The organism is Paenibacillus sp. J5 (genome assembly GCF_054955055.1).
This window is the reverse complement of the sequence record NZ_JBUEDD010000013.1, coordinates 182,519-203,635: the sequence shown is the minus strand read 5'-3', so window position 1 is coordinate 203,635 and position 21,117 is coordinate 182,519. Positions and strand designations below refer to the sequence as shown.

17 protein-coding genes are annotated in these 21,117 nt (G+C 49.0%); 11 read left to right on the top strand and 6 right to left on the bottom strand.

The features are described from left to right. Positions 1-383 precede the first annotated feature (383 nt). From ACY1JZ_RS22415 to ACY1JZ_RS22385, 7 genes are all read left to right on the top strand, one after another. Positions 384-1,013, top strand: coding sequence for a hypothetical protein (locus ACY1JZ_RS22415; RefSeq protein ID WP_462631001.1), 630 nt, complete (start codon positions 384-386; stop codon positions 1,011-1,013). A gap of 529 nt (positions 1,014-1,542) precedes the next feature. Next, positions 1,543-2,160: a hypothetical protein gene (locus tag ACY1JZ_RS22410; protein ID WP_462631000.1), complete on the top strand. Its 618-nt coding sequence runs from the start codon at positions 1,543-1,545 to the stop codon at positions 2,158-2,160. Between the two features lie 650 nt (positions 2,161-2,810). Then, positions 2,811-3,218 (top strand): DUF4279 domain-containing protein, encoded by a 408-nt coding sequence (locus ACY1JZ_RS22405; RefSeq protein WP_462630999.1) that lies wholly within the window; start codon positions 2,811-2,813, stop codon positions 3,216-3,218. Positions 3,219-3,361: 143 nt separating this feature from the next. Then, positions 3,362-4,027 (top strand): hypothetical protein, encoded by a 666-nt coding sequence (locus tag ACY1JZ_RS22400; RefSeq protein ID WP_462630998.1) that lies wholly within the window; start codon positions 3,362-3,364, stop codon positions 4,025-4,027. 113 nt (positions 4,028-4,140) lie between these two features. Continuing rightward, positions 4,141-4,815, top strand: a complete 675-nt coding sequence (locus ACY1JZ_RS22395) for a hypothetical protein (protein WP_462630997.1) — start codon at positions 4,141-4,143, stop codon at positions 4,813-4,815. A gap of 337 nt (positions 4,816-5,152) precedes the next feature. After that, the gene (locus ACY1JZ_RS22390; RefSeq protein WP_462630996.1) at positions 5,153-5,473 is read left to right on the top strand and encodes a hypothetical protein; all 321 of its coding nucleotides are present in this window, start codon (positions 5,153-5,155) and stop codon (positions 5,471-5,473) included. A gap of 993 nt (positions 5,474-6,466) precedes the next feature. Then, entirely contained in the window at positions 6,467-6,646 is a 180-nt protein-coding gene (locus tag ACY1JZ_RS22385) for a ribbon-helix-helix protein, CopG family (RefSeq protein WP_462630995.1), read from the top strand. 336 nt (positions 6,647-6,982) lie between these two features. Here the strand turns inward: ACY1JZ_RS22385 and ACY1JZ_RS22380 are convergent, their stop codons facing one another. Further along, positions 6,983-7,219 (bottom strand): helix-turn-helix domain-containing protein, encoded by a 237-nt coding sequence (locus ACY1JZ_RS22380; RefSeq protein WP_462630994.1) that lies wholly within the window; start codon positions 7,217-7,219, stop codon positions 6,983-6,985. A gap of 451 nt (positions 7,220-7,670) precedes the next feature. On the opposite strand from ACY1JZ_RS22380, the gene ACY1JZ_RS22375 reads away from it, so the two are divergent. From ACY1JZ_RS22375 to ACY1JZ_RS22360, 4 genes are all read left to right on the top strand, one after another. After that, positions 7,671-7,862, top strand: a complete 192-nt coding sequence (locus ACY1JZ_RS22375; protein WP_270170248.1) for an aspartyl-phosphate phosphatase Spo0E family protein — start codon at positions 7,671-7,673, stop codon at positions 7,860-7,862. A 242-nt stretch (positions 7,863-8,104) separates the two neighbouring features. Continuing rightward, the gene (locus ACY1JZ_RS22370; RefSeq protein ID WP_270170250.1) at positions 8,105-8,284 is read left to right on the top strand and encodes a CopG family transcriptional regulator; all 180 of its coding nucleotides are present in this window, start codon (positions 8,105-8,107) and stop codon (positions 8,282-8,284) included. Positions 8,285-8,799: 515 nt separating this feature from the next. Then, positions 8,800-13,221 (top strand): S-layer homology domain-containing protein, encoded by a 4,422-nt coding sequence (locus ACY1JZ_RS22365; RefSeq protein ID WP_462630993.1) that lies wholly within the window; start codon positions 8,800-8,802, stop codon positions 13,219-13,221. A 335-nt stretch (positions 13,222-13,556) separates the two neighbouring features. Next, entirely contained in the window at positions 13,557-14,801 is a 1,245-nt protein-coding gene (locus ACY1JZ_RS22360) for a GTP-binding protein (RefSeq protein WP_462630992.1), read from the top strand. Positions 14,802-14,905: 104 nt separating this feature from the next. On the opposite strand, the gene nrdF is transcribed toward ACY1JZ_RS22360, so the two are convergent. The 5 genes from nrdF to fumC form a co-directional block, all read right to left on the bottom strand. Next, positions 14,906-15,856 (bottom strand): class 1b ribonucleoside-diphosphate reductase subunit beta, encoded by a 951-nt coding sequence (nrdF, locus tag ACY1JZ_RS22355; RefSeq protein WP_462630991.1) that lies wholly within the window; start codon positions 15,854-15,856, stop codon positions 14,906-14,908. A gap of 237 nt (positions 15,857-16,093) precedes the next feature. Then, a complete protein-coding gene (gene nrdE / locus ACY1JZ_RS22350; RefSeq protein WP_462630990.1) occupies positions 16,094-18,178 on the bottom strand; it encodes a class 1b ribonucleoside-diphosphate reductase subunit alpha in 2,085 nt (694 codons plus the stop codon). Further along, a complete protein-coding gene (gene nrdI / locus ACY1JZ_RS22345) occupies positions 18,165-18,524 on the bottom strand; it encodes a class Ib ribonucleoside-diphosphate reductase assembly flavoprotein NrdI (protein ID WP_270170260.1) in 360 nt (119 codons plus the stop codon). The genes nrdE and nrdI overlap by 14 nt, the downstream gene beginning before the upstream one ends. 610 nt (positions 18,525-19,134) lie before the next feature. Further along, a complete protein-coding gene (locus ACY1JZ_RS22340) occupies positions 19,135-19,479 on the bottom strand; it encodes a hypothetical protein (protein WP_462630989.1) in 345 nt (114 codons plus the stop codon). Between the two features lie 9 nt (positions 19,480-19,488). After that, complete coding sequence (fumC, locus tag ACY1JZ_RS22335; protein WP_462630988.1) at positions 19,489-20,877, bottom strand: class II fumarate hydratase; 1,389 nt, start codon at positions 20,875-20,877, stop codon at positions 19,489-19,491. Positions 20,878-21,117: the final 240 nt, after the last annotated feature.

Genomic DNA, 21,117 nt, shown 5'->3' with positions numbered 1-21,117 from the left:
GCATTCTGGAGATCAATGAAGTATATTGGACTATCATTTGTTCTATTATTTTTAACTGCCTTATTCCAATTTATTCTGAAAAAAGATATATCATTTTTTATTGGGATATAAGGGGGATATTATTCAAAAAAGTTAACTTGTATCGCCGTTCGCTCCTGCTGATAGAAGATGCGCGGCGATTTTCTTTAAATTGTTAGTAAAGCATTACTATGACGGCAATGGCAACCGGATCAAAATGGGCTAACTTAATAACATAGACGGATCATATCCAGTTTATACCTGTTCACTTCATAAAAGTTAGAACGGGCATCTTATTGCCATTTTTCAAGATGAAGATCATTCAAACGAGCGTATTTATTTTCACATAAATGAGGGTTGAGGAGATGAAAAAGATTGTAATTGCTTTTAATATCATTTGGTGGATAATTGTTGCAATAAATCTGGGGTCTATCATATGGTTTGTATTAGGTAACACTGCCAACTTTCAACGAGGTGTTGATCTAGAATCAACTGTAATATTTATGTTATTTGGTATTCCATCACTGATATTATTAACTTGGTCACTGTATATGTTAAATAATGGAGGAGTGAAATCGCCTTATAGTATAACAGGTGTTACATGTTTGCTTATTATTATGATCTTATTATGCGTACCACTTTATAAAAATGTTAATACAAGTGGATGGTTGACTGAGAATATTAAAGTAGATACTATGCAAGTTACTGCTGACAATCAATATGAATACTACACCGAATTGGTGAATACTTTCCAAAGAAATAGTTCAATCAGGTTATATTTGAAAAATATACAGCGTAATGAGGAAGTAAGAATAAAATTAGATTTGCCCAGAGTGAGTGGGATATCCTGGAATTCAAAAGAAAACTATTTTACAACACTACAACCTACTGAACACAAAGACAAATATATATTAAAAACTCAAAAACTTTCGCCGTTTCCTGAGACTACATTTGAGATTGATGTAGAGGAGGAGAAAGCATTTAGATTAGAATAACTATAAATCATTGTTTGAAGCAAGTAATATTCAATGATTTGATGCATCTAAATTGATTAGATGCCATATGAGTGAAAGTAAGGAATGGGGGCTGACAAGCGCCAGCATTAGCCAAGAGCAAGGGTGCTGCGAGGTGGAATCTGGAGGAATTTGAAGGAAGCTGGGGGCAAACGCACGCCCTGAGGTACACGAATCCAATTTGAGGCGGTTGTAGTCGGATGAGTTACCACGACATGACGAACTTCAAAGTTGCCAAGGGCTGCAGCCGTAAACTTGGGCAGGCGCGGGTGGACAGATGACGCTCTTATCTGGGGAGGCCTGCGGGATACGCGAAGTAGACTTCGTAAACAGAGCCGGGAGGCTGTGCTGAACCCGCAGGAGTCAGCAGAGTCCATAGTACGGGAGTACGGGACGCCGTAAACTGGAAGGGCTGAACCGAAAGGAGAAAGGAAAACGATGCGTTTGCATGAAGAGCAACAGCAGTAGAAAATCTCGCAAGAGAGCTATGGAAATTGCAGGAGGTGAAATGATGAAAGCAATCAGTTACTTCGTTTACACTTCCATAGCTATTCATTTGCTTGCTTTACTTATATTTATATTAGGAGCGACATCGGCTTTTCAAAGATTACCCGATTTAGTTGAATCGATTGTTTTAGTGACTTACGGGATACCTTCATTTGTAATATCAGTTCTGTATTTTATATGGCACAAAAAGACTGAGGAAACGGATTCCAATCTATTAGTCATTGTGAAACTTATGACAACGATATTATTTATTGCGGGTTCTATTTTATGGATGAAAAATGCTAACTATGAAGGTTGGCTTTTTGAAACGGTAATCACTGATTCAACACAGATTACTCCTGATGAGAAATATGAATACCATTTAGAGCTAGTGAACTTATTTCAAAGGAATAGTAGTGCAAGAGTATATCTAAAAGATACAAAAACAAATGAAGAGATCAGAATGAAATTAAATATTGAAACAGACAAAATATATGGTGTCGTGATAGATGGGGTCAGGCATTGGATAAGGATAGAGTTATTGAGTGATAGTCGTTATTTACTTCATACGGACTTAACCTCATTGCCACAAGAAACCTTTGACATCAATATAGTAGAAAGAAAATCCGTAAAGTTGAAATAACCGCTAGCATAGGAAGTCTGGCGTAGAATAGCTGTAGCCTAAGGTATCTGGGGAAGTCGACCGTGCGGAGGTGATCATGGCGAATCCGATACACACAATTAAGAGTAAAATATATGCTGATTGGATATTTATTTGTCCATTCTTCTAGTGGTAGTGTTAACTGAGTGGGAGGCAGGACATGCATTCTGGGTTGCGATTTCTCCTCATAGCCATCGTATTATTGAGCGTTTCATCACTGGATTTGGTTTCTTCTTGGGGCAACTGCATACTTTCAGCGCCAGAAATTATTGGATTGTACTTGAACCAACAGATGAAGTATCTCGTTACATCTTGTCCACGACGAAGGAGCTTCGAATACCTGAGGAAAAGTTTGAAATAGACACCAGAGTAGGAACAATAATTAGATTAAAGTAGTTTTAAAATGTATAGCTGCAAAGCGCGATTGGAATTGCTTACGATCTGCATAATGGGCATGGAGATACCATCGAATTACGGGATAGAACAGGCAACACAGCTTTAAAGCGTTATACGTGATATATGGGGCAATCCGGTGATTGAACAGGAGACGATGCACAACTCGTTCCGCTATGTCGTGCAATATTTAACCTATTCCAACAGGGATTTATATCCAATAAATAGGAGTTGAAGCAGTGGAAAAGACTTCTGTTATGGCAAGGTTTTTGGTACTAGGTGATTATTTCCCTGTATCAGATATAACAAGTAGACTGCAGATTGAGCCAACAGAAACTTATATAAAAGGCGATTTGTCTAAGTACGGTAACGTAAAAAAAGAAACGTGTTGGACATTAAGTACTGGTTATGAAAAGTCAGAGGATGTCAATGAACAGCTTTCTAAAATATTGGCGAGGATTAGTGGGAAGCTAGAGGTTTTGAAGAATTTACAACAGGATTATCATCTTGAATTTTCATTCATGATTGTCTTCCATGTCATTGGAAATGAAAAGCCTGTAATCTCTCTTGAAAGAAATGTGATACATTTTGCTAGTGAGATTGACGCACCAATTCGCTTTGATTACTATATTTATCCTGATGAATAAGTTCTATGTGCCACAACGCGCCCTTCACGTGTTGTGGACAATATGCCCGATTCTCTCGAGAATATAAAGAAATACATAGAGGAACGGGAGAATTTCATGTTTGCTTTCAAGGATCTTCTGACTTTGACACAAGGAGAAATGCAATGACCATATGGTTTAAAGTAGTATGGATTGTAGTGATACTCTTTAACAATATTGCAATTATTCGGTATGTGATTGGCTCCACTGCTAACTTTCAGAGGTCGTTGGATCTAGTGGAGCGCATCTCTTTGATTGTTTATGGTCTGCCATCCTTAGCACTTACTTCTTTGTCCATTCTCATCCTGGTGAAACGAAAGAGGACATTTACTGTTCCGATATATGCTTTGGGTTTTATTTTAATTCTAATCATGATCTATTTATCACAGCCTTTATTTCAAACGGTTAGGACAGAAGGGTGGTTATATGAACATGTTCAACGTGACCCGGTAAGAGTAACAACGGATGGAAGGTATAAGTACTATATTGAATTAGTGAACATGTATCAACGAAATCGTAGTGAACGGTTAATTGTAACCAATATGTTAACGGGAGAAGCAAAAACGATTCAGATAGACTTAGATACCAGGAATGCTAATGGCGTAAGTAGAGGAAGAGGGGACTGGGGTTGGGCGATTATGGAACCTACAGATTCACCTAATCAATACAGATTGGTAACAACCAAGTATCTGAAGATGCCGGAGAAAGTGTTCCTGATTGAAGTAGAAAAGCATGTTTCAGAAAAGTTGGAAAACTTGATCGTCTTTGTGATGTTCCGCTATTGGGCGTAACTTCAACGGGGGCTAGAGAGGCATTTAATTTATCCATTGATGCAGGCTTAGAGTGTGTAAAAGATAATAGCGAATAAAATTCTGTATGATGTGATTGCTCGGGAGGATTATATGTGGGGCGATTCAAAATAGGGATGTTGACTGCATCATCACTCACGATGGGAATTGCTATTCTTTGGTTTTTGTTAGGCACCACCGCAAATTTTCAACGAGGAATAGATCTGGTAACTACAATAAAATTTATTGTCATCTGGCTTCCAGCTATTATTTTTCTCATACTACCATTGTTCGTAAGAAAGCGTCCGAATCGGGTGGCATTTTCCTTTTTCATATGGCCGCTAATAGGAATTCACTTTTTTCTTTCCATACAATTATTCAACTCGGTAGAAATCGAAGGCTGGTTAAAAGATAGCGTCTCAAGTGAGCCCATTCAAACGACAACTGATGGCCTCTACAATTATAGGCTAGAACTCATCAATATGTACCAGAAAAATAGTTCCGCACGCGTATTGATTCAAGACATGCGCACCAAACAGGATATTTATATTCCAATAGAAGTGGAAGGAGAAGAAGTTCAAAGGAATTGGCAGGAAAAAGGAGGAAATTGGTCGTGGTCATCGTTGTCTGCTCTAACAGACAATAACTTGTTGGAATTAATAGTATGGCGCAGAGCACCGCTCTCTCCATTGAAATTTCACTTAGACACAAAGGGAAAACAGGTGAATGATTCAAAGACCTTGGGGGCGGTAATCCTCAAGGTCTCGTTTACCCCACCCAGTTCCGAATGAATCGGTTGGCACGACCTATTGCAGTTGAACCGTTGAGGCGAGTATACAGTCTTCTGATTTAACGATTCCAGAAGAGATCGTTAATGAGATTGCTCGGGCCAGTACGTTTAGTTGGATTGAAAGTAACCTTTCCTGGTTTGGTCTCTTAGTATTGTCATCGGATAAGATATTATATTTGAGCAAGAAGATAGGAGACACGTGGTATCAATATGAAAGGATATATCAACAGAATTTGGTATTTTCGCTTCTATGGAAACTGGATGAAAAGTTGGGTCAGGTTGTATTCACTTACTTTGGTAAGCATAAGACAAAAAAATAATTAAAAGTGGTGAAGCGTATGAATATTCAATCAACCAAGAATTTTGTGCTGACACATCATTTGGAGGAACGAAGTTTTTCTGGATTTTGGAATTATTTTAAGAACTACCAAGAAGAATGTAGTGAAGAATTTCAGAAGGAGTTCCCTGAGTATAAAGATAGCCATGTTGAACTCTTCATCGATAGTGTCTCATTAAGAATTACCAATTGGCCAGAAGATGGTTATAATCATATGGTTGTTGACGTTAGAATACATTACAAAAATAAATATGCTGGAATGTATGGGATAACCTATAGTTTAACAGGTGAAGTAGAGGATGATCACTTATCGCTTGATTAATGTTGAGAATGTGAAAAGCAAACATTTGGGGTGAAATACTGAAGCATGTTGCCACTGAACCAGATTGGGAGTAAGTCATGTTTGATTCCACTATCGTCCGCTTCCATCCACATGGAGTGGTCGCAAAGGGGTAGGATCAGCAGGCCATCGGGCGTTGAGCCAATTCATGCGATGGTGGATGTGATCGGCTATCCGCTGCGTTTCAAATCGACGCCAGGATAAGACCACGATTCGTCACAGGTTAGCACTTCTTCATGATCTGGATGACAATTTTACGATGATAAAAGGAACGAAAAAACGTAATAAAGGAACGTCATATGATAAAAAAACTACCAGCCATCATTCTATCATTAATTGGATTTTATGGACTCGTAAAAGGGTTTTGGGGCTTGATAACGGGGAGGTTGGACTTAAGTTTAAGAGGGGCAGGATCAGTGATTACATACACGTATCCAGACTCGGTGCGGCCTTCGATACTAATCATTGTTATCTCAGTAGTTGTGTTATATTTAGCGCGAAGAAGATGTTTAAAATAGAGAGATCTGCAAAACGAATACAGTTTCTGTAGACCATAAGTAGAAAAAACAATACCTCTACTTCTACCATGATGGGAGTTTTTATCCAAGAGAAGCCCATTTCGTATGATAACGTAGGATTTAAATAATTGATGTCTCGCAGAGGCAGCTTTTGGGGCAATTTCCTTGCAGAAGGAACGGCAACTTGCGTAGGGAATGCGGCGGTGTTAAAGATACGATATGTAAGGGGCAAAGGGTTGGCCGCGCGGCAGAGTGCGAGTGGAAAAAAGGCACTTGAATTGTTGAAGTAAGAATCGTTCTAACCGCATGACGAGTTCATAGCTCCATGTGGTTCTTCATTTTGTCTCATTGAACATGAAGACCAAATTTGCAAAACCCCCAAAGGAAGAAAAATTATATTGACTTTCTGTCCTGACAATAACATAATATTGTCAGGACAAAAAAGCGAGGTGAAGAGATGTCCTCTAAAAAGATGGGTCGTCCTCCATCTGACAAGCCCAAGAGCAAAACGATTGAGATACGTGTTGATGAGGAAACGATGAGCAAGCTGGATGCTTCGGCTAAACAGTTGAGAACGACACGTTCTGCTATTGTCCGTAAAGGGATTGAAACGGTGTATGACGAGCTCCAAAAATAAAGAAGGAAGCGGCGCGTCCGACGAAGAACACCGCCACTTCCTATCCCGCAACCGCTTGAATGAGCAGACTGCATAAATATCCTACCATGTGCAGGCCGCTCATTCAAGCGATGCGATGATATGAAAGCCTGTCAAGATGATGGACTTACGGTTCATTTTCAAGACGACACCTATGCTCAATCCATAGCCAGAAAAATGATGTACAGTGATTAATTAACCTATTGATACGGGAAACGAATGTAGCAGTAGCCTTCAGTCCATTTACTTCAAATCTAGTAATGGATGAAGGCAAAATCTGCGTGTTCGCTTCCCCTTTCTTTTTCGGCTGGAAACGTTTCATGAGCGTTTTTTGGCGCGGGGAGGATAAGGCGTTTTTTGATCCGTGCGGCCAAGCAAGTAATCGATGCTCGTTCGATGAAAATCGGCCAATGCAATTAAGAGCGTTGTCGGAATATCCAGCTTCCCTCGTTCGTAATCGCTGTAAGTCCGCTGCTTGATGTTCAGATACTCACACAGTTTCTCTTGTGACAAATCCTTGTCTTCACGCAGGTTCCGTATTCGTTCATAGACCACAGGCACTCACCTCAAGATGAGTATAGTTCAGTGGATAATCCACTATTTACTTTCAGTGTGTTATACACTAGAATTTCTTGTATGCACCCTTTTCATACAGAAAAACCTTCCGTGCAAGAGTGACTGGGGTATTACGAAGAAGGACATAGGAGATGATTGCAACGCATCTACGACAATGGCAGTTCTGACAGTCCTTTGCGCTCGGACAATTATCGGTGCAGCAATTGCTGGACATGATGGAGGCCGCTCAGCATGCGAGTGTAGATGAGCCTAATATGGATGAGCAATACAAGGAACTGCGACGCAAGCTAACGCAAGAACAGGGCAATAGCAGGTAAGCCTGTGTATAGCCAAGTGCGGCTCCTTGTTCGCTGGGCCAGTTATGCTTGACAAAGAGGCTACGTAACGAGGCGGCATGACCTGTAATCCGAAGGAGGACACTCATAGCATCATGAAAGGAGCAAACGAACTTCTAAAACATATTGAACGCGTCCGCAGAGAACTGAATGAGCAAGCACGGTGTTTTGGCCTTCAAAGTCATTCGGTACTGGAAAAATCAAGAGAATTGGATCAGCTACTGAATGCTTATCAATCCACAGAATCGGGGCGAACATGGATTCAAGCCAGAGGGCGCTATAAATAGTAGTGGGATGGCTACAGGGGTGCCCGATTGGGGTCCAAAAATAAAACGGTTAGTAGAGGCTCCAAACAGATGCCCTTCGACTAACCGTTTTATATTGAGAGGAGAGCGGTAATATGAAGCCGCCTCGTACTTCATTGAACATGAAGACCAACCTTGCCAAAACCCAAAGGCAGAACAATCATATTGACTTTTTGTTGCTGCAATAATATATTTATTATGGACACAAAAAGTGGGGTGAAGCAATGTCGTCCAAAAAGATGGGTCGTCCACCGTCTGATAATCCCAAAAACGAATTGATTCGGGTACGTGCCGATCAAGAGCTGTTGAGCAAGCTGGATGCTTGTACTGAAAAGCTCCAAACGACCCGTTCCGATGTTATTCGCAAAGGGATTGAAAAGATGTATGACGAGCTCCAAAAATAATTAACCTATTAACTACGGGAAGCGAATGTAGCAATAGCCTTCAATCCAGCGAACGGTATGCTGGTTCACGTCGAAGGCGGATATTGCATGTTCGCTTCTCTCTTTTGCTTCTCTCTTTTTTCTCGGCTGGTGAATGACCTGGCAGTTTCTACATAAGTCCAGCTTAGCCTTCCAATCCCTTTCTTGGTCACACATTTCTCCCCACTATCGCTCTCCAGCGAATAAAAACGAACCAAACGCATAAAATTCTCTATTTTGTAAGCGAATTCAGTAGGGGTACAATAGATAGGAACCTTAAAAAGCATGGGCTACTGGAAGCGGACCAGGGAACACCATGCTTGTAATTCGTTGAAGGCGTATGGAGGCTTAGGGGCAATCAGAACTTGAAGCGGATCAAGTTGGGATGCGTCAGCCGTATGTTGGTCGGGTTGCCGCCCGCGGTTGCAGTTGCAGGTGTGACTGGACTATCGCGGGAAGTGAAGGTGACGTCTAATATCAACAAAGGAAGTGAAGCTATGTTGTGGAAAAAAAGTCTGGCCTGCGGGATGATTGCAGCGATGGGCATCAGTATGTTGGCGCCTATGCAGCAGGCAGCTTATGCGGAAGCAGAAGTTCAAGCGCTAGATGTGGCTGCCTTGGCTAATCCGGCCAAGCTGATCCAGCTCGACCCGAGCTATCAGCAAGCCCCGTTCGAGGGATGGGGAACGGCGCTGGTCTGGTTTGCCAATATAACAGGAGGCTGGCCGGATGCGAAGAAGAATAAGCTCGCGGATGATCTCTATTCGGAGCAGGGCCTGAACTTCAATATTGCACGGTATAATATCGGCGGCGAGGATGCCCCGGAGACTAAGCCTTATATGCGTAAGGGAGGAGCGGTTCCGGGCTACTGGAATCGGCCGGCTGAGGTGGCTCCGGGGACGGAGAACTGGTGGGACCCGGGCAACCCGAGCCACTGGGACTGGGACAAGGATAGCAACCAGCAATGGTGGCTGCTTGCGGCGAAGGCGCGGGGAGCAGACCGGCTGGAGGCCTTCTCCAACTCTGCCCCTTACTTCATGACCAAGAGCGGATTCGTGTCTGGCAACAATGACGCCAATCAAAATAACTTGAAGGATGATCAGTATGACAACTTCGCTACCTATCTGGCGGAGGTTGTCCGTTATTTTAACGAGGAGCTTGAGGTGAAGTTCAATACACTCTCGCCAGTCAACGAGCCGAACACCGACTATTGGATAGCAAAAGGGCGGCAAGAGGGATCGCACTGGGACCCTTCGGCGCAAGCGAAGATGCTCATGGCAGCACAGCAGGCGCTGAAGGCTCGCAATCTGTCCACGGTTGTATCCGGGATGGACGAATCGGTGCTGGATACCTTCGTGACGAACTGGGACAACTACGGAGCGGATGCTCGCGCGGCGATCAGTCAACTGAACACGCATACCTATGGCGGCTCCAAGCGCACAGCAGTGCGTGATATTGCCAAGGGAGCCAATAAGCCCCTCTGGATGTCGGAGGTTGATCTTGGCGGCGGCGTCGATCAGAACTTCGAAGACATTCGTCCGGGTCTTGCGCTGGCCAAACAGATCACGACCGATATTCGCCAACTGGAGCCTCGCGCCTGGGTGTTGTGGCAAGCGATCGAGGATGGCGTCAACATGAATGCAGCCCATGAGAACAGCAACTGGGGTCTGATTCATGTGGATTTTGCGCCGGAGGACCCGGCGACAGTCGAGATCAACTACAATAAGAAATATTATACTATGGGCAATTACAGTAAATTTATTCGCCCAGGCTATCGCATCATCAATTCCGACAACAGCGATACGTTGGCAGCGATTGATCCGAATAGCGATACGGCAGTCGTTGTCTACCGGAATGAATCGACGTCTGAGCTGGAGCTGGACATCGATCTGAGCGGCTTCGGTCAGGTGGCCGAGAATGCCAGCGCGACACCTACGGTTACCTCCGCATCAGATCATCTGTCGGAGAAGGCGAGCATTGCAGTCGAGAACCAGCGTCTCGTCGCTGCCGTACAGCCGCAGTCGATTACAACCTTTGTGATCAAGGGTGTAACGGGTGTCAATCCGAAGCGGGTGCTGGGCGGTACGAGCGATGCGCATGAGTACAAGATTGTGAACAAGGACAGCAGCAAGGTGCTGGATTTGAAGAATAATGCTGATCTTGCGGCGGCTTCCCTGTCGATCGTTCAGCAAGAAAACAGCACAAGCAAGACGACCCAGGAATGGAAGATCGAACGGCTGTCTGCGGGCTATGACGCAACCGGTTTATATCGCGTCGTTCATAAGGCGACCGGCAAAGCGCTAGGGATCGTGAACGGCGGCGCTGTAATTAGCGAGTGGTCAGATCAGAATTCGCAGAAATGGGTCATCTCTACGGATGGTCTCGGCGAATACTCGCTGGTGAACCGCGAGACGGGGCTGCTGCTGGAGGTAGGCGGCTTCTCCAAGGAGAATGGAGCTGGAGTAGGCAACTACCAAGCTAATGGCGGCGCGAACCAGGTATGGAAACTGGTGCGGGAAGCGATCCTGGAGCAGGTAACGTCTGTTGAGGTTATGACTGCGACTGCACATGCACCATCGCTGCCGGAGCAGGTTATTGGTGTCTATGATGATGGCTCGCGCAGGCAGCTTTCCGTTGCATGGAGCGCGGTTCCATCGGAGCAATATGCTGCCGAGGGGACGTTCACCGTAGAAGGAGCAATTACAGGCACCGAACTGAAAGCCGTTGCTCATGTCACAGTGAGCGGCATCAAGCAAGTCGATCCGGCATGGGTGAAGACGATGGTGAAGCAAGCGCCGGTTCTCCCTAAGCGTGTCGATGTCGTGTTCAATAACGACAAGCGGGGCACAGTGGATGTCGTATGGCAGGAAATTGAAGACTCGCTGTATGCAGAGCGGGGCAAGTTCCCGGTAGAAGGAACGATCGCAGGCACAGAGCTTGCGGCGGCTGCATACGTTCAGGTTGCCGATCGTACAGTGGGCAATATCGCGAAGGCTGTGCTGAATCAGACCTACCCGAAACCGATTGCGTCTTTCACCAACCAGTATGATTCACTAGCTGATCTGAATGATGATGTTATCTCTCAAAGTGCTAGTGATAACCCGAAAAACCGTTGGTCGAACTGGATTAGCGGCGGCGTGCGTCCTGCGGATTGGATGGGCATTGACTTTGGGCAAGAGAAGACGGTTAACGGAGTGAAGCTGTTCTATTACTCTGACCAAGGCTGCAGCCAACCACAATCGATGGTGCTGGAGCGCTGGGATGCTGCCAATGAACAATGGGTGGAAATTCCCGGGACATCCCTTAGCGGGAATGAAGTGAAATTGACTACTGAGCTTTCCTTTAATGAAATTTCGACCTCACAGCTACGTGTCAATATGAAATCGACAGCCACGCTGTGCATCGCGGCGACGGAGATGCAGGTGAACGGATTTACTCCGTTGGCAGGTGCAGACAGCACTGCGGATATGCTCTATGTGAATGGTACGAAGGTTGCAGGCTTTGCGGCTGATGTGCTGCAGTACACGGTGACGCTGCCACGCCAAACAGAAGAGCTGCGCGTTGTGGCCTCCACCTCCGATCTGTTCGCGACGGCTCAAGTGGAGCTGCCTGCGGAGCTGCCAGGGGAGGCTCGCATCAAGGTTACCTCCGAGGACGGGGCACATACGACAACCTACCGCATCCAGATTGCGAAGGACAACAGCGTTGATCCCGGCCCAGGGTCGTATCCGAGTGGCCCTTACTTCCCTACTGCCTCATCCACAACGGGTGCAAGTGACCCGGCAGGGACGAAAACAGTGAAATTAAGCGACCTGATGATTACACCAAGCAGCAATGCGGTCACGCTGCCAAGCGATATTCAGCGCGTGGAGCTGACACCGCAAATGATGAAGCAGTTGCAGCAAAAACCGCTGGAGGTGAAGGTTGGCGAAGCCAGTCTCATCGTACCGGCCGAGGTGCTGCAGGACCTGAGCAAGCTTGCCGGAGCAACGCCTGCCAGCAACGGCAAGTTTGTGATCGGTGTAGCACCGGCTGCGAGCAGCAGCACAACAAGCCCGATCTATCGGGGAGAGAGCAGCTCAAGGCTGAAGCCTGCTGGCGGCAGCATGAACCTCGAGCTGCTGTGGCTGGATGCCTCCAAGACAGAGGTGAAGCTGGAGCAGTTGGCGAAGCCAATTGCACTGTCACTGCCGGTGACTGCATCCACGAATGCTCGCGGAGCAGCCCTCTATGTCTACGATGCGGCTGATAAGAGCTGGAGTCTGGCTCAGCAAGCGAGCACAGGAGCTGACCATCACGCCACCGTGACGGTCGGGGCACCTGGACAGTACGGATGGTTTGTCTATGAGAAGAGCTTTGCTGACGTTCCGGCTACACATTGGGCGAAGGGCACCATTCAGACGCTGGTCTCGCTGCATATGCTTACAGGCGTAAGCGAGGACAGCTTCCAGCCAGAACGCCAGATGACGCGTGCAGAGTTCAGCAAGCTGATCGCGGAGACGTTAGGTCTGAAGGCAACTGAAGGCGGCAAGTCGCCGTTTGCAGATGTTGCTGCTGACGCATGGTATGCGAATGCAGTGAGTGCGATGCATGCTGCAGGACTGATTCAGGGAGTAGACGAGGAGACATTCGCTCCGAATCGTCCGATCAGCCGAGCCGAATTGGCTGTACTGCTTGTGCGTGCCTATGCGTATGCGGCACAGACCGATGCAGCGGCAGACAGCAGCGTGCTGGCCACCTTTGCCGATGCAGACGATATTCCGGCATGGGCAGTTAAAGAGGTAGGCACAGCGGTATCCATGGGACTGTTGAAGGGCCAATCCGGTCAGCGCTTTGCGCCACTGCAGCAGACGACGCGCGCTGAAGCTGCCCAGGCTGTCCTGAACCTGCTGGATAAGCTGGCGAAGCAGTCCAAGTAATGAAGGGATAGCGGCATACTCGATTCCGGGATGCCACGAAGGACAGGTGATCTGCAAGGCCATATGAATGGTCTTGTAGGTCACCTGTTTTCTATTATTATGTAGGTGAAAGGAAGCGTAGATTGTCAGGATGGCAAGCCGTGTACCCCGACAAGTCCGTCATCCCCCTCAGAGTTAATGCAGGAAAGAAGCAAAGTCTGTCTTAGAGATTGTATCATGGCGATTGACAAGGGCAGTATTTCCCGCTACAATCTCTACTAAGAGTAATAATTACTATTTAAAGCCTGGTTTATATTAGTAATTATTACTATCATAGAACGTGGGGGGCAATAAAGGTGAGTGAATTGCATGTTGGCGGGAATAACGATAACCGATTGATTCCGGTGACCGTACTGAGCGGCTACCTGGGTGCGGGCAAGACGACGGTGCTGAATCATGTGCTGCATAACCGTCAAGGGATGAGAGTAGCGGTTATCGTCAATGATCTGAGCGAGGTCAATATGGATGCGCAGTTAGTGAAGCAGGGCGGCGGGCTATCTCGTACAGAGGAGCAATTGGTAGAGATGTCTAACGGCTGTATCTGCTGTACGCTGCGCGAGGATCTGCTGCGTGAGGTGGAGCGCCTGGCTCTGGAAGGACGATTCGACTATATATTGATTGAATCGACAGGAGTGGGCGAGCCGGTACCGGTGGCCCAGACCTTTACGTATATTGATGAGGAGCTTCATATTGATCTGACTCGCCTCTGCAAGCTGGATTGCATGGTGACGGTTGTGGATGCCAATCGCTTCTGGCAGGATTATGCCTCAGGGGAGACGCTGCTGGATCGTCAGCAGGCGACGGGCGAGGAGGATACGCGCGAGGTCGTCGATCTGCTCGTGGACCAGATTGAATTCTGTGATGTGCTGTTGCTGAACAAGTGCGACCTGGTGAATCGTGACGAGCTGGAGCGGCTGGAGAGCGTGCTGCGCAAGCTGCAGCCGCGGGCGAAGCTGATTCGGGTAGAGCATGGGCAGGTTGATCCGGCGGAGATTCTGAATACCGGACGATTCGACTTCGAGGAGGCGAGCCGTGCGGCGGCCTGGGAGGCAGAGCTGAGCAAGCCTGTCCATACACCGGAAACGGAGGAGTATGGGGTCAGCTCGTTCGTCTATGAGCGGGCGCTGCCCTTCCATCCTGAGCGACTGATGGCATGGATGGAGGCATGGCCAGAGGAGATTGTCCGCGCCAAAGGGATGGTCTGGCTCGCCACTCGCCAGGCCATGGCGCAGAGCTTGAGCCAGGCCGGGCCGTCGATACGCTTCGGCCCCGCGGGCTATTGGGTAGCGGCCTTGCCGGAGGAGGAACGGGCACAGGTGCTGGAGGAGAACCCGGAGCTGCTGGAGACATGGAATGCCGCCTATGGCGACCGCATCAACCGGGTCGTGTTCATCGGGATTGGGCTTGATCCGCAGCAGGTGTCGGCGGAGCTGGATGCCTGTCTGCTGCGCACAGACGAGCTGGCGGGCGACTGGTCGCAACTGCTCGACCCGTTCCCTGCTGTACAGGAAGGGCAGGAGGAGCTGCAGCTTCAGGCATAGCCATTCATCGTCTAAGCTCATCTGCCTCAAGCCTGGCTCACAACAAGAGAAGCTGGAGCACACGCGGCGCTTGTCCGCGATGTCGACTCCAGCTTCTATCTATTTTAGAATATAAAATCCTCGTCACGCAGCGGCTCGACATTGGTTGTACGCACATAGCCGTTGCCTTTCTTGGAGAAGAAGTCATGCTGCTTCGTGTGTGTGTTAATGCCGTTGAACACGATCGGGTTGACCTCCTCCTCGGGGAAGAGGGTATCCAGACCCAGGTTCATCAATGCTTTGTTGCAGTTGTAGCGGACGAACTTCTTCACTTCCTCCGTCATGTCTATCGCGTCATACAGCTCCTCTGTATAGCGCTCCTCATTGGCATGCAGCGTGCGCACGAGCTCCATCAGCTCCTGCACGGCCGCCTGCTGCTCCTCCGGCGTCAGCTTGCTTAGCTGCTCTTGGGCGAGCACGCCGACATAGACACCGTGGATGCTCTCATCGCGAAGGATCAGATCGATGATCTCGCCGCTGCTCGTCATTTTCCCGAGGCCTGCCAGATAGAGCGGGTAGAAGAAGCCGCTATAGAACAGATAGCTTTCCAGCAGCACCGAAGCGGCCATCGCCATATACAGTGATTTGGGCGTATCAATACTCGTATAGTAGCGGGAGATTACCTCCGCCTTCGTCTGCAAGCGCTCGTTCTGCTCGACCCAGCGGAAGACCTCATCAATCTCCTCCGTTGTTGCCAACGTGGTGAAGATGCTGCTGTACGATTTGGCGTGAATCTGCTCCATCATGCCCATGAAGCCAAGCACCGCCTTGCGCTGCAAGCCATCGACATGCTCCAGTATTTTTGGCATGCCTACGCCGCCTTGGACAGTATCCAGCAAGGTGAGGCCGCCAAGCACCTTCATATAGAGTGCGCGTTCCGCGTCGTTGAGCTCAATCCACGACATTTTATCATCTGATAGCGGGATTTCCTCATCTGTCCAGAATTGCATAATGTTCTGATTCCAGAACATGCTTGTATAATCGTCATCCGGACGATTCCAGTTAACGGCTTTCATTCCGATCTTCCTTCCTATTCACATCGCAGCATCCAGGGCTCAGACGGGCTGTGCCCTGGACGCTGTAATGACGATATATAACGCCCCGCCGTGTGTATTGAAGCGGGCGCGGACAAACATAAGGGAAGGAACTTAACGCCGTGCAGTTAAATTCCTTCCACGTATCCATGAAGCCATCCTGTTCTCATCCAAGAGGGCAATACTTATATCGCGTATCGTGCTATATCGTGTGCCGCGTTATACCGCGCAACTGATGCACTCCTCCACGCTGAGGCGATTCGTCCGTGTGTAGTACAGTGACTTGAGGCCAAGCTTGGCAGCATACAGGTAATAGCGCGCCAGCTCGCGTGTGGTCACGTTGCTGTTGACATGAAGCACAGTCGAGATGCCTTGATCGATATGACTCTGAATCTCAGCGATCAGCTCCAGCACCTTGAATTGATCGGTCTGGTAGGCCGACTTGTAGAAGAAGAAGTTCTCCTTCGACAGATATGGCATCGGATAGTAAGTTGTCGAGTTGGCATAGGTGCGCGTCTCGATCTGCTCCACAATTGGCATTACGCTGGAGGTTGCATTTTGAATGTACGAGATGCTCTGGGTCGGTGCGATCGCCAGACGATAAGCGTGATACAGCCCATGCTTGGCAACAGCTTCCTTGAGCGTCGTCCAGTCCTGCTGCGTGGGAATATAGATGCCCTCGAACAATTGCTGCACGCGCTCGGATGCCGGGCTGTAATCCGTCTGCTCATACCGCTCGAAGTAGGTTCCTTTGGCGTACTCGGATTTCTCGAATTCATAGAAGGTCACGCCGCGCTCTCTGGCAATCTCCATGCTCTTCTCCAGAGAATAATAGTTCATCATCATGAAGAAGGTGCGGGCGAAATCCTTGGCTTCGCTGCTGTCATACGCGATCAGATTTTTGGCCAGATACCCGTGCAGGTTCATGGCGCCCAGGCCAACCGAATGCAATTGCTCGTTAGCCTTGACGATACCCGGCGCATTGGCTACGCGCGTCATATCGCTCACCGCCGTCAGCGCAGTCATCCCCTCATGCACCGACTCTCGAATCTTCTTGAGCTCCATGACGTTCGCAATATTCAGCGAGGCCAGATTGCAGCTAATATCGCGGCGGATGACGTCGTCCTGACCGTAGTCGTTGATCTGCGAGGTCTCCTGGAGCTGGTAGATTTCCGTACACAGGTTGGACATCTTGATCGAGCCGATATCCTTCAGGGCATGCGCCTTGTTGGCGTTGCTCCGATTCATGATATAAGGATAGCCGGATTCAAGCTGTATGGTCGCAATCTTGGTAAGCATATCCCGTGCGGTCATGACGACCTTCTTCTTCACTTTATCGTTAGCAAGCAGCTCCTCATACATCTCATCCATATCCATATCATCCATATGGCGACCGTAAGCGGCATAGATGGAGTAGGGGGCAAATACATGCAGCGGCTGGTTCTTCTCGGCCAGCTCGTAGAACTTGTTCGGCACGATCAGTCCGATGGATAACGTCTTGATACGGCTCTTCTCATCGGCGTTAATCTTCTTGCTGTCCAGAAACTCCAGCACATCCCAGCCGAATATATTGTAGTAGGCTGCGCCCGAGCCCTTGCGCTGACCCATCTGGTCGGCGTAGGAGAAGGCGTCCTCCATCAGCTTGAGCACGGGCATAATGCCTTTGGCTGCGCCCTCGACGCCCTTGATCGGCTCGCCCCGTCCGCGCAGCTTCGAGAGGTTGACAGCGACCCCGCCGCCAATCTTGGACAACTGCATGCAGGTGGACAGGTTGTAGTTAATCGAGTTGAGCGCATCGTCCATCTCCAGCAGGAAGCAGGAGACCATCTCGCCGCGGCGGCTCTTGCCTGCATTGAGGAAGGTTGGCGTCGCAGGCTGTACGCGCTGCTCCATCATCGCTGTAGTCAGCAGGAGCGCGGCCTGCGCATCTCCGCCAGCCAGGTGCAGCGCCACCATGGCGACTCTGTCCGGGTAATCCTCTAGATATTGGGAGCGGTCATTCGTCCGCATCGCATAGTCGGTATAGAATTTCGAGGCAGCCATATAGGATTGGAACTCGAATTGGAAGCTGTGCGCAAGCTGATATACCTGCTCTACCTGAGGCTCCGTATATTGCTCGTACACATTCTCGTAATAGTTCTCTTCGATCAGTCGCTTCATACGCTCGGTCACACTGCCGAACACCACGCTCTTCGACCGAATCTCCTCCATGAAGGCCTGTACAGCCTCTTTATCTTTATCCAATTGGAAGAAGCCCTCTGCGTCTCTGCGCATCAACTGGTTGTTTAGCTCAACATGCAGCAAGTGCGCTCACCTCTCTTTCAAATCTTCTAACGTCCTCCGCTGAACCAGCCAGCTCGAACTTGCTTAGCACGGGAACGCCGTAACGATTCGAGACAATATCCGCGCTTTTGCCAAATGCCGCTCCCCAGTTTCGATTGCCGCTAGCGGACACGCCTGCTAGATAACGGAAATTTTGGCGCAAAAAAATACTGACCCTCTCCGGTACTTGTCCGAATCCGGTCGTATACGTAATAAGCACAAATGGTTCCTCTATGTACATGTTCTCGCTTAGCTGCACTGCACGCATGCCCAGCTTCTCCACAAATCTTCTCACATTTCCAGTCTTGGAATCATAAACAACTAGCATAAAACTCCACTCTCCTAAACTAAAATATAAGAGGCGCAGGCACTGAACCCATACGCAGCTTACATTCTCTGTCTGACCGTCATAGGGTCGCGCTACAAAACGACTCATTCCGTCGACGGTCACTATATATTGAAGACAATAATCAATTTATATCAATATATAGTGATTGTCAAGAGAACATTAAAAACTTTAACGGATTGTTACAGAGCGCCGCACAAGTGAAAATATTGTGACTTTTTCTCCAAATCTATGAGATGAACGGCCAAAAAGCCGCGGACAAAGGCGGGGCAAGGGATGGCGGCATGACGGGGGTGGAATTGGACAGAGTCAAGGGTTGTGAAAGTGGAGAAGAATGGCTTTCATGTGATAAAGTTCAGCGACAGTCTGGAGCCATGTGAACCGATCCGGCTGTTCAAGCAGATTGTGCCCGCATAGGGGAAAGGGGAGGGGGGACTACTAGATATAGGCGAGAGACAGCAACAAGTTGCCGGTTATTGTGCTGCGAGGTGCTCCCGCGGAGCTGTAATATAGTCCGCGGGAGTTCGCGCCCTGAGATTACAGGGGGCCGTAGGATGCGCTGCTCAGCAGCAGCCGCAGAACAGCATAGCCCCTATCTCTCCTCGATAAAGGCCGCCTCTGCATAGGAATAGCAGCCGATGCTGCCGGCGGGGAGCAGCGACAGGCCCCCTTCCTTCTCCAGCAGGCCCCTGCATTCATATTGAATCAGACATTGCGCCGTGCCCGCCGCGCGCGCGTGGTCATCGGCCAGCTTGCGGACAGCCTCTAACAGCAACTGGTAGTCTCCCTCATTCTGTACATAGGTGAGGCAGAGCGAGGCTTGAACCATCAGGCGGTCGCTGCCGGAGAGCACGGATACCGTCGCAGCGCTGTCCTCCTGGGCGCGCTCGCTGCGCAGGGTATACAAATTAGGCGATATGCGATAAGCATTCCACATGGTTAACAATCACTCCTTGGGTTGAATCATCTGTTCTGGACGGACAATCTCGTCAAATTGCGCCTCGGTCAGCAGCCCGCTCTGCAGCGCCGCTTCCTTGAGCGTCAGACCCTCCTGATGCGCCTTCTTGGCGACCGCGGCGGCATTCTCGTAGCCAATATGCGGATTGAGTGCTGTCACCAGCATGAGGGAGCGCTCCAGATGGTCACGGATGGCCTGATGGTTGGCTTCGATGCCGACGGCGCAATTGTCATTGAAGGAACGCATGGCATCAGAGAGCAAGGTGACCGATTGCAGGAAGTTGTAGATGATGACGGGCTTGAATACATTCAGTTCAAAATTGCCCTGGCTCGCTGCAAAGCCGATCGCAGCATCATTGCCCATGACCTGGCAGGCGACCATGGTCAGCGCTTCGGATTGGGTCGGATTCACCTTCCCAGGCATAATCGAGCTGCCCGGCTCATTGGCGGGAATCGTCAGCTCGCCGATGCCCGAGCGCGGGCCGCTCGCCAGCCAGCGGACATCGTTGGCTATCTTCATCAGGTCGGCAGCGAGCGCCTTGAGCGCACCGTGAACATAGACCAGCTCGTCATGACTGGTGAGCGCCTGGAACTTGTTCTCCGCCGTGATGAAGGTTTCTCCCGTCAGCCGACTGAGCTGCTCTGCTGTCTTGGCACCAAATAGCGGATGCGCGTTAATGCCGGTGCCGACGGCTGTTCCGCCAATCGCCAGCTCGCGCAGCGCCTCCGAGCTGCTCAGAATCATACGCTCGCACTTCTCCAGCATCCGATGCCAGCCGCTGATTTCCTGACCGAGCGTAAGCGGGGTGGCGTCCTGCAGATGAGTACGGCCAATCTTGATGATCCCGGCAAACTCCTGGCTCTTGCTTGCGAGTGTCGCCTTCAGCTCGCCGAGCGCTGGAATGAGCGTGCTCTTGATCGCCAGCAGCGCCGCAACATGCATCGCGGTCGGGAACGTATCATTGGAGCTTTGCGAGCGGTTGACATCATCATTGGGGTGGACGCGCAGCTCGCTTGCGCCCTCCGCCAGCCGCTGATTGGCAAGGTAAGCGATGACCTCATTGACATTCATATTGGTCTGGGTGCCGCTGCCTGTCTGCCAGACGACGAGCGGGAAGTGGGTGTCCGCCTTGCCATCCATAATCTCCTCTGCCGCTGCGACGATCGCTGCCGCCTTCAGCGGGTCCAGCTTGCCCAGCTCCTGATTGGCTAGTGCGGCGCTCCTCTTGAGCATCGCGAATACGCGAATGAGCGCCAGCGGCATCCGTTCGCCGCCGATGCGGAAATTTTGCAGGCTGCGCTGGGTTTGAGCGCCCCAATACTTATCTGCGGGAACTTGAATCTCACCGAGTGTATCCTTCTCTATTCTGTAATTCATGGCTTATAGCTCCTTATCAAATAATAATGATAATCAATATCATTAGTTTATCACGAATCCAAATGGAATGAAAGCGTGTGTCGTGTGGACATGCTGTATAGAATGGGGTACCATGTAAGTGGGTGTCCAGTGTCAGTATGGATGGGCGCCTGGGATTCTATTCGCTTCTATAGAAGAAATATCGCAAGGGTACTTGTAGGTGGGAGAAGCAGAAGGCTGCTAAAGCATGCGCCGCGTGCT

Excerpts from the sequence above, each read along its gene's own strand:
- nrdF (WP_462630991.1), bottom strand. The coding sequence starts at position 15,856 with ATGAAAGCCGTTAACTGGAATCGTCCGGATGACGATTATACAAGCATG.
- ACY1JZ_RS22390 (WP_462630996.1), top strand. The coding sequence starts at position 5,153 with ATGAATATTCAATCAACCAAGAATTTTGTGCTGACACATCATTTGGAG.
- ACY1JZ_RS22365 (WP_462630993.1), top strand. The coding sequence starts at position 8,800 with ATGTTGTGGAAAAAAAGTCTGGCCTGCGGGATGATTGCAGCGATGGGC.
- fumC (WP_462630988.1), bottom strand. The coding sequence starts at position 20,877 with ATGAATTACAGAATAGAGAAGGATACACTCGGTGAGATTCAAGTTCCC.
- ACY1JZ_RS22370 (WP_270170250.1), top strand. The coding sequence starts at position 8,105 with ATGTCGTCCAAAAAGATGGGTCGTCCACCGTCTGATAATCCCAAAAAC.
- ACY1JZ_RS22400 (WP_462630998.1), top strand. The coding sequence starts at position 3,362 with ATGACCATATGGTTTAAAGTAGTATGGATTGTAGTGATACTCTTTAAC.
- ACY1JZ_RS22415 (WP_462631001.1), top strand. The coding sequence starts at position 384 with ATGAAAAAGATTGTAATTGCTTTTAATATCATTTGGTGGATAATTGTT.
- ACY1JZ_RS22410 (WP_462631000.1), top strand. The coding sequence starts at position 1,543 with ATGAAAGCAATCAGTTACTTCGTTTACACTTCCATAGCTATTCATTTG.
- nrdI (WP_270170260.1), bottom strand. The coding sequence starts at position 18,524 with ATGCTAGTTGTTTATGATTCCAAGACTGGAAATGTGAGAAGATTTGTG.
- ACY1JZ_RS22385 (WP_462630995.1), top strand. The coding sequence starts at position 6,467 with ATGTCCTCTAAAAAGATGGGTCGTCCTCCATCTGACAAGCCCAAGAGC.
- ACY1JZ_RS22340 (WP_462630989.1), bottom strand. The coding sequence starts at position 19,479 with ATGTGGAATGCTTATCGCATATCGCCTAATTTGTATACCCTGCGCAGC.
- ACY1JZ_RS22375 (WP_270170248.1), top strand. The coding sequence starts at position 7,671 with ATGAAAGGAGCAAACGAACTTCTAAAACATATTGAACGCGTCCGCAGA.